Source organism: Dinghuibacter sp., assembly GCF_035492835.1.
Classification (GTDB): domain Bacteria; phylum Bacteroidota; class Bacteroidia; order Chitinophagales; family Chitinophagaceae; genus Dinghuibacter.
Genome location: NZ_DATJIY010000075.1, coordinates 1 through 15,593, shown reverse-complemented (window position 1 = coordinate 15,593; position 15,593 = coordinate 1). Strand labels below are relative to the sequence as shown.

Here is a 15,593-nt window from a genome sequence, read left to right as displayed (position 1 = left end):
GGTATTTTTTTCAGTGTTTTGTCCTTACTCTGCTAAACCTTGTCCAGTGAGCGGCCCGAAATGGCCGCTCTAATTCCATTTCTCGCCCAGGACAAAGGAAACCATATAATACACTTCATCCGGAGAGACCGGTTTGCTCATGAAATGGGCCGCCCCCAATGCCTTCAGCGTGACCGATTCCCGTTCATCCCTTGAGGTCGTGTACACTATGACCGGGACCTCGGCCAATCGGGCGTCTTTCTTTATTTCCTCCAGGCATTGACGCCCGCTGAGCCCGGGCATCCTCAGGTCCAGGAAAATGAAGTCCGGTATGACGTTATCGCTGTTACCCAGGTAACGCAGCGCCTCCGTGCCATCTGCCGCGGCTACACAAGAAATCGTGTCATCAAAGTCCCTGACCGCCTCGAAAAAAAGTTGCCTGTCGTCCGCGTCGTCGTCCACCAGTAAAATATTCATATTGCGTTTTTTTGTCCCCTGTGACTTGTTATGACTCCAGGGGAAGGATAACGTGAAACTCCGAGCCCGATCCTTCCTTTGACACCACAAAGATTTCACCCTTGTGGCTTAAGACGATCTTTTTGCACAAAGCCAATCCAATACCGGTTCCTTCAAAATATTCCGGCCCATTCAGCCGCTGGAATACCTCGAAAATCTGCCCGAAAAACCGCTGGTCTATCCCAATTCCATTGTCCCGGAAAATGATTTCACAATACTGAAGCTTGCCGTCAAGGGCAGGAAAACGCTTTACCCCATCGGAAGACATTACCCCGTAAATTACCTCGATTACCGGGGCCACGTCCTTCCCGGAAAACTTAAGCGCGTTGCCCAACAAATTGTAAAAAAGCTGGTTCATCTGCAACGGTACCGCTCTTATAGCCGGAAGACGATCGTGGGTAACCGACGCCCCTTTCTGGTCGATCAGCACATCGAAATCGCCAATGACATCCCGCAGGATAACATCCAGGTCGACGCGTTCCCGCTCACCCGCATCCAGTATTTTTGAAAAATGAAGGACGTCCCGGATCAATGCGGACATCCGCCGGGCCGCCATGTCGATCTTCCTGATAAGGTCCCCGGCATCGCCTGCTATGGCTCCGCCATACCTCTGGTCGAGAAGAGCTGAAAATGTCTGGATCTTCCGCAAAGGTTCCTGGAGGTCATGGGAGGCGATCGTCGCGAATTGTTCCAGGTTTTCGTTCGATTGCTTCAGGGAACTATTGGCTTCCAACAACGAAGCTGTACGCTCGGCGACTTTCCTTTCCAACTCCTGCGAGAATAGCAGCAAATCCTCCTCCCGTTTCCTTGCTTCCGTTACGTCCTCGATGGCCAGTAAGATCAACAGCTCCTCGTTGTCGAGTCGGGCTACCTGGCAGGCGTTCAACAGCAGCGACCTTTCCCCGATATCCCTGAAGGCGAGCTTTACCTCAAAATCCGTGACCGTACTGGCCATCGTAGGGATTTTTTCAAGTAATAGCCTTAGTGAGGGGAGGTCCCATTGTCCGCCCGACAGGGTAAAAAAAGATTTACCTTCGGTGTCCTCTTCCGAAGTCATGAATTTCCTGTAGTAAGACGGGTTGGCCGTCTTCACCCTCATATTTCCATTGAGGATGATGAGCGGCTCGCGGATGGTCGCCACGATCGATTCCGCATATACGCGGGACATATTCAGTTGCTCATTCCGCTCCGTGAGCTCCTGGTTTAGCGTGGTCAATTCTTCGTTGCTGCTTTGAATCTCCTCTTTCGATGTCTCCAGCTCCTCGTTCAGGCTTTGTAGTTCTTCATTACCCGAAAGCAGCTCTTCATTTGCGCTTTGCAATTCCCGGTTGACCGATTCCTGGACTTCAGCGACAACCCTCATATCCTCGCGCAATTGGGCGAGCTCCTTTTCCAGCTGCTGGTTACGGTCATATTGCCCGTCGCCTTTGAGCGGGATCCGTGTACCCGGGTCAGCCGCCCGGGCGTCATCACGACCACCGGCACTCACCGCCGCCTCCCTGAAAAGAATCAAAAAATACGGCTCCGCCGTATTGGCAAGCGGAATCGCCTCTATGGTCACCCAACGCCGCTCCCCGTCGGCCAGGACCGGGATATTCTCTTTCACCGCGGGCGTATTGTCCTTTTTTGCCATCCTTATCGCATTCCGTAGCTCGAATGACAACTCCGTCCTGACCATCTTGAAGACATTCAAACTCGGCTTGCCGGGCAGGGGTTCCAACCAGATGCCCGTGGAGCCCCTGAATTGGACGATTTCCAACTGCTCATTTATGATGATCCCCGGGGGAGCGAACCTGGAAAGTATCAGCTCATCGGCACTTTTCTGGAAGTCATCCTTACCCGTGTCTTTTCCGGTCTCCGGCCCTCTATCCATCGCAATAGTGTCCTTTGGGCCCGGGTTGACGCGCAAGAGTCTCCCCGGCACGGCTTTCCGGACATATATCTTGTCGCTCTTGCTACTGACGGCGAACAAATCCGACGCCGGGGCAACCGTTTCGGACCTGCCCAGTAACAAATATCCGTCCTCCTTTAGCGCATAGTGGAACGTGGTCAGCGCCCGCTTCTGCAGGAAAGATTCCATATAGATCAGGACATTCCGGCAACTCACCAGGTCCATTTTAGCAAATGGCGGATCCTTTAGGAAATTATGGGAAGCGAATACACACATATCCCTTATCCCCTTATTTACCTGGAAAGCGCCGTTCATCTTCTTAAAATACCTGGCGACGTGGGCGGCCGTCAGACCCGACATATCCCTTTTTGCATATATACCGCTCCTTGCCGCGGTTATACATCTATCCGAGATATCGGTCGCGAAGATCTGGACTTTCTGCTCCGCCGACCTTTCACCCAGATACTCATTGAGGCAAATAGCTATCGAATATGCCTCTTCGCCGGTGGAGCATCCAGCGACCCATATCCGTATGGGATTCGAGTCTCCTTTGCCCTTCAGCAGGTTGGGAAAAACGGACGTGCGTAAGAGGTCAAATGTTCCCGGATCACGGAAAAAACCGGTTACAGGGATTAGAAGGTCCTGGTATAAAAGGTCCTGCTCCTGGACGTGCTCCTTTAGAAATTCAAGATAACCGGCTATATCATCGATCTTATTCAACCCCATCCTGCGGATAATCCGTCTGCGGATGGTCGTTTGCTTGTAATAGGTAAAATCCATGCCTGTCCGCACGCGCACGATCGAAAGCACTTCACCGAAAAGCCGGTCGCCTGCAAGACGTGTATCATCCGTCGCATCGCTCAGCCCTATCTTTAGCGTTCCAAACAACTTTATCAAGTGTGAGGGCATCTCTTCCGGTATCAGGACAAAATCAGCCATGCCGGCCTCGATCACGCTGTCCGGCATTCCACCAAAAACGGCCGACGCCGGGTCCTGGACAAAGGTAATCCCTCCGTGGTCCTTAATAGCCTTCAATCCCAGCGTTCCGTCCGTTCCCGTGCCCGACAAAACAACCCCGATTGCATGATCCAGGTACACTTCGGCCAGCGAGCTAAAAAAAACGTCTATCGCCATATTCCTTTCTCCCCTGGGCGGCCGGGGCGTTAGCTCCAGCCGCCCATCGTTGGCGGCCAAAAACCTGTTCGAGGGGATAACGTAGATATGATCCGGCTCGATGCGGACATTATCGACGATCTCTTCAACCGGCAGCACCGTGTCCTTTTGCAAGATGTCCACCAGCAAACTCTCATGATTTGGCTCCAGGTGTTGTACCAAAATATACGCGATACCAGATTTTCCGGGAATCGACCTCACCAGCCGTTTAAAGGCATCCAACCCTCCCGCCGACGCGCCTATCCCAACCACGGGGAACAAGTTGGAGGAACGCTCCCTATCTTTATCTTTTAAAACGGTCATTTCATGACTAAGGTACAAATATCGGCCCGTCGCCACCGTTAAAATGGAAGGATAATTGATATGGATTCAAGTAACCGATGAAGCTCTATATTAAAAATATGATCAGCGCCAGTTGTATCGTACTGGTAAAGGATGAAATCGCCAAGCTCGGATTCCACGTGGTTGCCGCGGACCTGGGTGAAATCGACATCCAGGAGGACATTTCCCCAAACCAGCTGGCGCAAACGAGATCGACCTTGTCACACGCAGGCTTCGGCTTATTGGAAGACAGGAAGAGCATCCTGGTGGAGAAAATAAAGGCTGCCATCATAGCGGTAGTATATTACCGCGAAGAGCCGCCGGCGGAAAACCTTTCTTTCTTCCTCAGCCGGAAATTGAATTACGATTACACCTACATGTCGAATCTCTTTTCCGAAAGGCTGGGTTTTACCATCGAGAAATTCTACATATGCCATAAAATCGAGCGGGTTAAAGAATTGCTGTCTTACAATGAGCTTACATTAACCGAAATCGCCCTAAAGATGCACTACAGCAGCGTAGCGCATCTTTCCCGACAATTTAAGAGGATCGCCGGCCTGACCACCTCCGAGTTCAGGCAACAAAAGGACAAAGCGCGTATACCGATCGAGAAGATATGCTCCTGAAAGTGTCATTGCTTCCCGGAGCTGTCCAGGATAGACAAAAAACTCAGCAGCGCGCCCCAGTGATAGAACGCGTCCGCGCTGTTCACGTCGTCGCCCTGGCCGGTCACGGAGTTATAGTTCTCGAAGATCGAGCCGTCCTTTGTCCAGGATTTCATCAGCAATGCGCGTGACTTGCGGACGAGGTCGGCCCGGGCGTCGGGCAGGTCATAGTTCCGCAGGCCCAGGTAGACGAGGAAGTTCATCGGTCCCCATATCCTTCCCCGCCAGTAGTCGTTGTCGTGGAAGGCGGGGTCGTTGCGTGCGATGGACGGCATGACAAACTCGCCGTAGAATTCGCTGGTGTTGAAGTAGTGTTCCCTGATCATGCGCCCGGCCTGGGCCTGGGTGGCGACCTTTGCCAGTAAGGGATAGAAAAGCGTGGGTGACAGGCGATGCGACGCCTGGCCGTTGTCGGTGCGCCGGTTCAGGAAAAGACCCGTCCTGTCGTCCCAAAGACCGGCCAGGGTCTTGCCATAGGCGGCGGCCCGTTCAGCCAGCTCCCGCGCATCGGCCTCGTGACCGAGGGCGTGCGCGATGGCTTCCATGGCATGGCAATCGGCGACATAGAGGCTCATCAGACCGACGTCCGCCAGCTCCATCGTATGCGCCGTTTTGTTAAAGGGGATACTGTCGTACATCGGGGAATTGTCCAGACCCGATTCGAAACGCGCCGCCTGGATGTTGTCCTGGTCGATCGTGCGGAGGGAATCCGGCACCTTGTCCGAGCCCCAGGCCAGATACCCGTTGATGGTCCGGTGCGCCGCCCACCAGCGGTTCCAGGCAAGCAGCTCGTCGTATACTTCCGTAAGGAACCATTTATCGCCAAAACGCTTATACATGTCCAGGACCAGGATGGCCCCGACCGGCGGCTCCGAACGGTCCCAGGAGTAGTTCCCGAAAGGGGCCTGGTAGTTGGGGATGAACCCCTGCGCCGAGATCGCCTTCGTGATCTCCACCATATTGGCGTAAGCCAGGTCCTTGTTGAAGTAAGAGCACATGTACCCGGCGAAATAGGTGTCCCAGTCGAAAAGCACGAAACCGCCCCAGCCGCGGTTCCACAACCGGCTGACGGGGGTGATGACGCGTTCGTTGGCCGCGTCGTAGACCGTGTTCCAGGTCAGTATCGTCTGCATGGCCCGGAAACAGTCGGCGAGATCCCCGAAGGCCTGACCGCGCCGCTCTTCGGCCCGGCGGCGGGTATCCAGGAACGAACGGACCTCGTCCATGCTGCGGTGCCGGCCGGTATACAGAGCCACCGGCTTGTCCAGCCGGAGACAGATGTGCGGCGCCGGGCTGACGACATAGGCGTTGGATGCCTGTGGCTCCGGGCTCCCCACTTCCAGGGTTGCCTGGGCGGAACGATACACCAGTTTTCCCGCGCTTTCCCCTACCTCTCCAGGGCGGCCGTACTGGAGGCCGGCCTCGACTATAAGCATTTGTTTTGCCGGCTTTGCCGGCGTCACCAGGATCAGTTCGTCATCCCCGTCGGTGGCGCTCTCCACGGTATATTCGGCGTCCCGGAAACGGACGTGCAGACTCGTGTAGCTGCCATCATCGGACCGCAGACCGGGCACCACCGTCTCCGGGCGGTGCTGGGTAGGCGATGACTTGAAGACCTCCCGCAGGTAGTCGCCGTCTTCGTAGCTGTCCAGGCAAAGATTGATCGAAAAGCCCTGGGGCAAAAGGACCCAGGACAAAAGGCTGTTGTTGTACCAGGTATTCCAGCCCCTGGACAGCCGCTCCTGCAACGCCCGGTATTCGGGCGTCCTGATCTGCCGCTGTACGGGTTGGGCGCAAACCCCGCCCGTGGCCAGCAGGACCATAAGGGTCGCATGGCACAGCAAGCGTTTGATCGTCATACAAAACGTCTTATGAGGGTCTCGGGGTACTAGGCGGCGTGGAGGTGATATTGCCGTTCTCGTCTATATAAGCCAGCATCTCGTCCAAAGGCTTCCCTTTTGTCTGGTTGGCCCGGCGTTCTTCCATTTTTTCCTGTTTCTCGCGTTTTGCCCGTTGACGCTGCTTTTCCTTTTCCCGCTTATTAAATGATTCTTTCGATTTCGCCATAAGACACTTGTTTAATGAAAAAACGAAACCCCAGGTATTCCTGGGGTTTACAAGTTATATCGTTACCAGCGGTTGTTATCCCTGTACCGACCCCCGCCGCCGTTGCCGCCGCGGGAATTTCCCTCTTCTTTTGGCCGGGCTTCCGTTACTTTAATGTTCCGGCCGTCGATCGAGGTATCGTTTAACTCCCCGATAGCCTTCCGGGCGGCGTTATCGTCGCTCATCTCGACGAAGCCAAAACCCCTCGACCGGCCCGTGGCCCTGTCGTTGATGATCTTGGCGGAGACAACTTCTCCGTAGGGAGTAAAAAGACCTCTAAGATCTTCATCCTGAACGTTAAAACTAAGGTTGGAAACATGCATGTTCATACACTAATTCGTTTAAAAAATAATAAATATCTGAGTATGGCAAAAAGTAAAAAAACGACTATAGTGCGAAGCAGGATAATTGCCATTACTGATGCGAGGCTCAAAATTAACCCCACGAAGATAGACCTTTATTCTTTACCGGTGAAATAACCGTTATATTCGCATATTCTGCGCAAAAAACCCGGTTATGAACGGCTCGAAGGAAATCGTCACCATATCGGTACCCAAAGGTGACCTGGACAACGACTACACTTTTTTTGAGGACGGCAAGATCCGCCACAACTACGACCAGAACGCGAACAAAACGGGCCTCGAGGCGTGGATCTCGGCCAGGGCCATCGCCGATGGCGACAAGGAAAAGATCCTGAAGGCCTGTCCGCTGCAATTCAAAGCCAAAATAACGGCGATACTGAGGAAATGAGAAGCTGACATATATCGCTATCCGTGAGCGTCTTACAGCAAAATACCCCCCCGCGTCTCTTCCAGGGTGGCGGGGAAATGGGGAAAAGGATCAGGGAATACGACTGGAGCCAGACGCCCGTCGGAACCATCGATACATGGCCGGCAAGCCTGTGCAATGCCGTCAATATAGTACTCTCGACACGCTTCCCGATGTTCATTTGGTGGGGGGAGGAGCTGACCCAGTTCTACAATGACGCTTACCGGCCCAGCCTGGGGGAGAACGGGAAGCACCCGACGGCCCTCGGGCAACCGGGCAAGGAATGCTGGCCGGAGATCTGGCCCGTCATCTATCCATTGATCCGGCAGGTGCTCGACACGGGGGAAGCCACCTGGAGCGAAAACCAGCTCATCCCGATTTACCGGAACGGACGCCTGGAGGATGTGTATTGGACCTTCGGCTACAGCCCTCTTGTCGATGAACAAGGGATCGTACGGGGTGTCCTGGTCGTTTGTACAGAAAATACGGACAACATCCTCAGTGTCAAGAAATTGACAGAAAGCGAGGATCGCGCCCGTTTGGCCATCGAGTCGGCCGACCTCGGTACGTACGAGATCGATCTGACCACCGGGTCGATGAAGACGTCCGCGCGTTTCAATGAAATTTGGGGCGTCCAGCCGCCGATCGATGTCGACCGGAAGAACGCCATGATCCACCCGGACGACTTTCCGTACTATCTCCAGGCGCTGGAGGAGGGAAGGCGTACGGGGCGTACGCGTTACGAGATTCGGGTCATGCGCCCGGACGGCGCCCTGCGGTGGGTGCGTATGCGCGGCATGTTGACGTTCGACGCGGAAGGCCGGGCCAAAAACGTGTTTGGCCTCTCACAGGATATCACCTCCGAAAAGCTCGCCACGGATAACCTCAACCGGCTGGTGGCCGAAAGGACCCGGGAGCTGGAGCGGTCGAACGAGGACCTCCTGCAGTTCGCCCATGTCATCAGCCACGACCTGAAAGAGCCCGTCAGGAAAATACAGCTGTTCACCAGCCGTTTGGCCGAGGAATCGGGGGACCAGATGCCCGGCAAGGGAAATATATATCTCGGTAAGATACACCACGCGTCCAACCGTATCGCGTCGATGATCGAGGGGGTCCTGGCTTACTCGTCGCTGGGCGCTCAGCAGGGCAATTTTGCGCCGGTGGACCTGGCCGCGGTCATGCGGCAGGTGCTCGACGACCTGGAACTGCTGATCCAACAAAAACAGGCTTTGATCGAGGTCTCCGGTCTTGGCGTCGTTACCGGCAACCCCATCCTGCTGTATCAACTGCTATACAACCTGGTCAACAATTCCCTGAAATTCTCCCGCCCCGGCGTAACACCCCGGATCACCGTCTCGGCCACCCGAACGCCCGAAGGGCCGCGGGGTTTTGAAACGATCGTCATCGAGGACAACGGTATCGGCTTCGAGGCGGAGCACGCCGGGCAAATCTTCGAGCCCTTCACCCGTCTCCACTCCAAGGATGCCTTTGAAGGCACGGGCCTCGGGTTATCGCTCAGCCAGAAGATCGTGGAGCGCCACGGCGGGAGCATAAGCGCGGCGAGCACGCCGGGAATGGGCGCGAAATTCATATTCACGCTGCCCGGGGGAGCCTCTTAGGGCGGCTGACCCGGATTTGGTACGGAGTTTGGCATACCAAGCCTATGACTACTGCTACTACCAAGATCCTAGTCATTGAAGACGAAGGAGATATGCGCTTACTGCTCGATCTTATACTCACGGCGGAAAATGTGGAAGTCGCGCACGCCAGGTCCCTGGCGGAGGCGGAGGCGTCCCTGAAGGAAGAGCAACCGACGCTCATCCTGTTGGACAACCGCTTGCCGGATGGGTTTGGCGTGGATTTTATTGGACACATCAAACAGCATTGCCCCGGTACGAAAATTATCATGATCTCCGGCATCGACCGGGCCGCCGAGGACGTGGCGCTGGAAACCGGCGCCGACACCTTCCTCAGCAAGCCTTTTACGCAACGGCAGTTGCACCAGTCGATCGAAAAACTCCTCAATTAAGGTTATGTCGAACGTACACTTCCACCCGCCGCACCCGGGAAATGACATAAGCGAGCGGCGGAAAGTATTAAGGGCCTGCATCGCGCCCGCGTGCTGGATATCGCTGGGCGTTGTCAGCTGCCTTTTCGAGACCCCGGCCTCGAAGATGATCGGCTTCTTCATGATGTTTGCGGGGCTGGTCACGCTGGTATATAACCTGCTTCGGATCAATCGCCGCAAGGCGGAAAAGAAAGATAGCCTGCATTTATAGGACTACTACCGGTTTTTGTTATATTTAGAGATGCAGGTATCGGAAACCGTGGATCGTATCCATGCGTCTTTGGAGACGGAGACGGAGGTAACGGACACATCGCTCTACCTGGGAAAGGCGGGTCGCCTGCTCTTCGATTTTCTTTACCGGAAACACCGCTCACATCAGTCTGACGGCTTTGGGGACGAGATCCAGGAGCTGGCGGAGCAATCGATCGGGGAGGACAAGCCGTTCTTTTGCGGGGGTGTCGCGGGTATACAGTGGCTCTACGCCTACCTGCATAAGGAAGGGTTCCTGGATCAGACGGACTGGCTGTTCCTTTGCGAGGGCGATGCGGCGCTCGGACAAATGGCGCTGGCGATGCTCGACAGGGGGAACTATGACTTCCTCCATGGCGCCGTGGGGATCGGGCACTACCTGTTGTACAAGGATCAGCCGTGGCTGGAGCCGTATTTTCAACGCTTCATGGAAAAGCTGGAGGCGCTGTTCGGAAGGAGCCTGGACGGGCTGGCCATACCGCGTTTTAGCTTCAACACCTACGCTGTCGTACCGGGGGAAATCAACCTGGGCCTGGCGCACGGCCTGCCGAGCGTCCTGCTGTTCTGTGCGCAGTGCTGCCGCCAGGGTATCTGTGTGGCGACCGCGCGCGACATCGCTGTCAAGCTGATCCGGTACATGAGGCAGCACGTCAACGCCGACACGCGCGGGAACTTTTTCCCGAACATGACGGGCGCGGGCGAAGAAGACCTCACCAGCCGCCTGGCGTGGTGTTACGGGGACCTCGGGGCCGCCTATGCGCTTTTTACCGCGGGGCGTGTTTTTAACGATACGTCGACGGAATCGTTTTCACTGGATATCCTTACCCATAGCACCCAAAGAAGGACGCACCTCCAGACCGGCGTCAACGACGCCTGTGTCTGTCACGGCAGCGCGGGGGTGGCGCATATCTATAACCGTTTGTGGCTGGCGACCGGACAGCCCGTGTTCCGGGAGGCGTCGACGGACTGGATACGGACGACGCTCGGGTACGCTACCCATCCGGACGGCATAGCCGGGTACAAAACGTATGACGGGGTTGGAAACAGCTATACGCGGAATAGCGGGCTGCTGGAAGGCGTTTCGGGTATCGGCGCCGTCCTGCTGGGCTACCTCACGGGCGACCTCGGCTGGGACCATTGCTTCATGTTAAATCAGTAACCTTGAACCTGCAATCCTTTGGCAAGGCGCTGCTCCGGACGCCCGTCCACCCGCTGTCCTGGACCGGACGGGCTCCAACCGGCGACACCATATTCGAAGAAGGCCTCTATCTTTCCTCCCCCGAGTTCTGGAACGAATACCGGAAAAAGGATACGCTGACCGGGAAAAAGCGCGCAAAGCTCGACCTGTCACTGACCAAATACTGGCTCCGGAGCTGTACCCGGTGCACGCCTTATGCGACCTTTGCGGGCAGCGCGCTGGTGGGGATCGAACCGGGACCGACCCGGCTTGTCCTTGGCCCGCCGGGGGAGCATCGCAGGAGCGTTCGTTTGGACATGAACTATGTATCGCAGCTGGTGCACGTCCTTTCCGGCGAGCAGGGGATACGGGAACAGCTTCGTTTTTTTGCCAACAATAGCCTGTATGCCGTGGGGAGTACCCTGCGCTATGTAGAATACACCATCCACGACAACGTACGCAAGTACCAGCTGACGTCGATCGAGAGGACGCCTTACCTGGATGCGCTGCTGGCGGCCGCGCGCGACGGCCGGCGGCTGGCGGATCTTTGTGACCGGCTCGTCCGGGAGGAGGACGTTTCCCGTGAGGAGGCGGATGCGTTTGTACAGCAGCTTTGCGAGGCGCAGCTCCTGCTATCCGAGCTCGAACCCTGCGTGACCGGGGAGGAGCCCCTGGACGGGTTGATCGGCCGTCTGGAGGGACTTACGGATACGCCGGCCGTGACCGGAACGCTCCGGCGCATCCGCGACCTTTGTTGTCAGCCGCAAAACGGGACCGATGTCTACGCGGAGGTCAACCGCGCCCTGCCGGGGGACGCGCCGCGAAATACCCTTCAGACCGACCTGTACCTGTCCGTGCGTGAACGGACGCTGGACCGTGACGTGGTTCAGCGGCTGCTGGAGCAGGTCTCCGACTTGCTGTACCTATCGAGGAGGAACAGGAACGGCGACCTGGAGGAGTTTAAAAGGGCCTTTATCCGGAAGTACGAGGACGCGGAAATCCCGCTGGCCATAGCCCTCGATGGAGACCTGGGCATCGGATACGCGGGGGTATCGGACGAATCGGCCGGGGAAAACGAGCTCCTCGATGGCATCGACGTTGCAGCATCGGACACACCGAGCTTTAGCAACGACCACATCCAGCAATACGTCCTGGCAAAATACCATGACTTCCTTCGCAACGGCCGCGACGCCATTTATCTCGACAAGGCGGAGCTCCACGAATTCAAACGCCACGTATCGGGCTGGCGCTTTCCGGACAACTTTTACCTGATGGGGAGCCTGCTGGCCAGGGACGGGGCGCTCGACAAGGACCATTTCCGCTTTGACCTGGGAACGTTTGCCGGGCCGGGAGCGGCCAACCTTTTTGGGCGGTTCACGCACGGCGACGAGGCCCTGTGCGCGTTCACCCGGGACATCCTGGCCTCCGAGGAGGCCCCGCACCCCGACGTTTGTTTTGCCGAAGTCGTGCACCTGCCCCAGGCCCGGGTCGGGAACGTGATCCTGCGGCCGGTGCTGCGCCGTTTCGAGATCCCCTATGTCGGTCGCTCCGGCGCCGCCGCACAGATCCCGGTGGATGACCTGGTGGTGAGCGTGCAGGGGGGTGAGGTGATCCTCCGCAGCCGGTCGCTGGGCAAGCGCGTCCTGCCCCGCCTGACGTCTGCGCACAACTATGCCCATAACAGCCTGCCGGTGTATAAATTCCTTTGCGACCTGCAGCAACAGGACATGGTTATTCCTAACGTATGGGACTGGGGGCCGCTGTCGTCCCTGCCTTACCTGCCGCGGGTCGTGTATGGGGATGTTATCGTGAGGAAGGCGCGGTGGGTCATCGGCGATTTTTTGGGCGACGTGGAGGCGCTGCGCCGGAAATGGGCGCTGCCCTCACGCGTTGTCTTTGCCCAATACGATAACGAGCTGCTGATCGACTTCGACACGGCGGAGGGCGTGGCCCTGTTCCAGCACTATATGCAACGGCACAAGAGCCTCCTGCTGGAAGAATTCTTATTTACTGAAGAAAACGGCGTCGTTACCGACACGGCGCGCCGCGTATTCACCAACGAGCTAATACTGCCGGTGCGGCTGGAAACGGGCGTTGTGCAGGGTGCGGTGACACGACCTGCCAGCGGCGTCCGCCGGAAATTCCCGCCGGGGAGCGAGTGGCTTTACTATAAGGTCTATTGCGGTCGGAAGACGGGCGAGCGCTTTTTGAAAGAGGTGCTGCTGCCGTTGGTGGAGCAGGGCGTCCGGGAGGCCTGGATTGACCGGTTTTTCTTTATCCGCTACCGCGACGAAGCCTCCCACCTGCGGGTCCGGTTCCGGAATGGCGACCCGTCGTTGAACGAGGCCCTGGGCCGGAGATTGTATCCACTGGTCGAGCCGTGGATCGACGACGGCCTGATCGACAAGGTCGCCGTGGATACCTATACCCGGGAGCTGGAGCGGTATGAAGGGGCGGCGATCGAAGACGTGGAGCGGTTGTTCTACCACGATAGCCTGGCGGTGCTCCGGTTGATCGACCTTTTTGACGGGGATGAAGGGGAACGATACCGGTTCCTGTTTGCCCTGCGAGGGACGGACGCCCTCCTGGACGACTTCGGGTTGACGCTTCCCGAAAAAGGTTCGTTGCTCGCCCGGCTTCAACAGGGCTTCTTCGCCGAATTCGGCGGACAGCTGGCGCTCCAGCAACGCCTCAACGAACGATACCGGTCCCTGCAAAAACGCATCTTTTCACACCTGAACCCCGCGCTGGATGAAGAGAACGGGATACGGGAGGGAACGGCGACGCTGTCGACCCGGAGCCGGATGAATGCCCCGGTGATCGACAGCATCACTGCCCGGATCGGTCCGGAACGATGCGCGGCGCTGGCGCCAAGTCTGTTGCACATGTACCTCAACCGGTTGTTTATCGCGCAGCCGAGGAGACACGAGCTGTTGACGTATCACTTCATGGAGAAGTACTACGCGTCGCGGCTGGCTATGGCGTCAAATATTTGAACGCCCTGTAGGTCGCGTACTGGTTGCTGATCATCTCCACGACCTTCTGACCCGTCGTGTAGTTCACGTCCAGTATGTAATTCCCGGAACCGCCGCCGATGAAGTAGTCGTTGCCGATCTTCTGGACCGAGCCCATGACGTCGGTGAACGGCTCGGGGATCGTAAACGACTTGAAGCCCGTGACCAGCTTGTCGGTTTCGTCCAGCTGGAATTCCAGCACGCGGGAATAAGGACGCAGGGTGGGATCGCCGTCGTCGAAGATCAGCAGGGTCTTGTTGCTGTCTACGAGCGTGGCGTGGTGCTGATACAGGAAGACCTCCGCGCTGTCGAGGGTGAAGTCGCTGTTCTTGCCGCCCAGCTTCCACATGGTAGCGCCGGTTTGCCGGTTGAGCTTCCGGATCTGGCACTGGTTACGCATGGAGATGATGAGGTTGTTGTCCCGCGGGTCGATGTACATCGAGTTGAGGTGTACATAGTCCTGGGCGGCGGCGGAATCCGTATAGACATTCCCGGTCGCGGCGTTGGCGTAGAAAGACGTATCCGCGGCGGCGTCCCAGTACCATACTACGGAACCGTTCTGGACCTCCTCGATGAGCGGGGCCACCACGGCTTCGTTCGGGTAGTGGGGCACGTAGGACGGGATGTTGCCGACGTTTTTGATGACATAGGACTCGATGATATAGTCGTTGTCCGAGATCAGCACGAAGTCGTGTACGTCGAGGGCCTGCCCGGATACAGCAGCGGTATCGCCCGCGTATGCCGTAAAATTCACCTGCTGGAGCGTATTGAGGCTGCTGTCGGCGATCACATAGTAGCCGGCGGGGTCGTCGACGTCCCCGGTGCGGTAGGCGTTGGGGTTATTCACCACGTAGGTGTAACGGATCTGCCCGTTGATGATCCAGCGCTGGAAGTTGTAGGCTTGTCCGGCCGTGGATTTCTTTTTCAGGATCTGCCCGTCCTGGTTCATGATCAACAGTACGCCGGGTGAATCGATGATCGGCAGCAGGGTGGTGATGATGGGGCACGCCAGGATGATCCCCGGCGCGGGTGTACCCAGGGAATCGATGGTCGTGTAATACGTTTGTGCAAGACTGTCGGTCGTGGTGGTCGTGCCCGTCGTGGAGGTGGTGCCAGTGGTTAACGGGGGCATGTCGTTTTTGTGGCAGGCAGTCGCTAAAAACAGGGCAATAGGACTCCCTATTAAAAGCAGGCGCTTTAATTTTCTCATTTGGATTGATTAAGGGTTCAAAAGGTTTCCGGGGTAAGACAGCAAATTCTGTACTAAGTTTAATGTCAGCTGGAAATATCAAAAAAAGCAGTCGTTTGAGCAGTTTATCTGCATGTTAGGCTTGTTCATCGCTACTTTCGCTGTATGCGTCGCCGTTTGTATGTAGCCCTCTTTTTTGCCTTGCCCCTCCTGGGAAGAACTCAGTCTGTTTTGCAGAAAGCCTTTTTGACCCCGCCGGACACGCTGCAAACCAGCGTCTATTGGTATTGGGTCTCGGGGAACGTCTCCAAAGAGGGCGTCGTCAGGGACCTGGAAGCCATGAAGCGGGCGGGGATAAACCGGGCCTTTATCGCGCACGTGGGCGTGGATGGAACCGCGCCGGGGACGGTGCGGCTTTTCTCCCCGGAATGGTGGGATATTCTACATACCGCGCTCAAGACGGCCTCCCGGTTGCAT

14 protein-coding genes are annotated in these 15,593 nt (G+C 56.8%); 8 read left to right on the top strand and 6 right to left on the bottom strand.

Features of this window, described 5'->3' with window-relative positions:
* Window positions 1–69 precede the first annotated feature (69 nt).
* Both VL547_RS07505 and VL547_RS07500 read right to left on the bottom strand, forming a co-directional pair.
* Entirely contained in the window at window positions 70–456 is a 387-nt protein-coding gene (locus VL547_RS07505; RefSeq protein ID WP_325576871.1) for a response regulator, read from the bottom strand.
* 28 nt (window positions 457–484) lie between these two features.
* Entirely contained in the window at window positions 485–3,862 is a 3,378-nt protein-coding gene (locus VL547_RS07500) for a CheR family methyltransferase (protein WP_325576869.1), read from the bottom strand.
* A 98-nt stretch (window positions 3,863–3,960) separates the two neighbouring features.
* Here VL547_RS07500 and VL547_RS07495 point away from each other — a divergent pair, with 98 nt between their 5' ends.
* On the top strand, window positions 3,961–4,506 hold the full coding sequence (locus tag VL547_RS07495) for a helix-turn-helix domain-containing protein (protein WP_325576865.1): 546 nt from the start codon (window positions 3,961–3,963) through the stop codon (window positions 4,504–4,506).
* Between the two features lie 5 nt (window positions 4,507–4,511).
* Here VL547_RS07495 and VL547_RS07490 read toward each other — a convergent pair whose 3' ends face one another.
* From VL547_RS07490 to VL547_RS07480, 3 genes are all read right to left on the bottom strand, one after another.
* On the bottom strand, window positions 4,512–6,404 hold the full coding sequence (locus VL547_RS07490; protein WP_325576863.1) for an MGH1-like glycoside hydrolase domain-containing protein: 1,893 nt from the start codon (window positions 6,402–6,404) through the stop codon (window positions 4,512–4,514).
* Window positions 6,405–6,414: 10 nt separating this feature from the next.
* The gene (locus VL547_RS07485) at window positions 6,415–6,612 is read right to left on the bottom strand and encodes a hypothetical protein (protein ID WP_325576861.1); all 198 of its coding nucleotides are present in this window, start codon (window positions 6,610–6,612) and stop codon (window positions 6,415–6,417) included.
* A gap of 62 nt (window positions 6,613–6,674) precedes the next feature.
* A complete protein-coding gene (locus tag VL547_RS07480; RefSeq protein WP_325576860.1) occupies window positions 6,675–6,980 on the bottom strand; it encodes an RNA-binding protein in 306 nt (101 codons plus the stop codon).
* A gap of 187 nt (window positions 6,981–7,167) precedes the next feature.
* On the opposite strand from VL547_RS07480, the gene VL547_RS07475 reads away from it, so the two are divergent.
* From VL547_RS07475 to VL547_RS07450, 6 genes are read left to right on the top strand one after another with little or no spacing between them, the layout of a single operon-like run.
* Window positions 7,168–7,401 (top strand): hypothetical protein, encoded by a 234-nt coding sequence (locus VL547_RS07475; protein WP_325576858.1) that lies wholly within the window; start codon window positions 7,168–7,170, stop codon window positions 7,399–7,401.
* A gap of 23 nt (window positions 7,402–7,424) precedes the next feature.
* Complete coding sequence (locus tag VL547_RS07470; protein ID WP_325576856.1) at window positions 7,425–9,038, top strand: PAS domain-containing sensor histidine kinase; 1,614 nt, start codon at window positions 7,425–7,427, stop codon at window positions 9,036–9,038.
* 44 nt (window positions 9,039–9,082) lie between these two features.
* On the top strand, window positions 9,083–9,448 hold the full coding sequence (locus VL547_RS07465; protein WP_325576854.1) for a response regulator: 366 nt from the start codon (window positions 9,083–9,085) through the stop codon (window positions 9,446–9,448).
* 4 nt (window positions 9,449–9,452) lie between these two features.
* A complete protein-coding gene (locus VL547_RS07460; protein WP_325576852.1) occupies window positions 9,453–9,698 on the top strand; it encodes a hypothetical protein in 246 nt (81 codons plus the stop codon).
* Window positions 9,699–9,728: 30 nt separating this feature from the next.
* Window positions 9,729–10,895, top strand: coding sequence for a lanthionine synthetase C family protein (locus VL547_RS07455; protein WP_325576850.1), 1,167 nt, complete (start codon window positions 9,729–9,731; stop codon window positions 10,893–10,895).
* 2 nt (window positions 10,896–10,897) lie between these two features.
* Window positions 10,898–13,909 (top strand): lantibiotic dehydratase, encoded by a 3,012-nt coding sequence (locus tag VL547_RS07450; RefSeq protein WP_325576848.1) that lies wholly within the window; start codon window positions 10,898–10,900, stop codon window positions 13,907–13,909.
* Here VL547_RS07450 and VL547_RS07445 read toward each other — a convergent pair.
* The gene (locus VL547_RS07445; RefSeq protein ID WP_325576846.1) at window positions 13,890–15,059 is read right to left on the bottom strand and encodes an aryl-sulfate sulfotransferase; all 1,170 of its coding nucleotides are present in this window, start codon (window positions 15,057–15,059) and stop codon (window positions 13,890–13,892) included. The genes VL547_RS07450 and VL547_RS07445 overlap by 20 nt on opposite strands.
* A 222-nt stretch (window positions 15,060–15,281) precedes the next feature.
* Between VL547_RS07445 and VL547_RS07440 the strand changes: the two genes are divergently transcribed.
* A partial coding sequence (locus tag VL547_RS07440) for a glycosyl hydrolase (protein WP_325576844.1) occupies window positions 15,282–15,593 on the top strand: 312 nt, incomplete at its 3' end.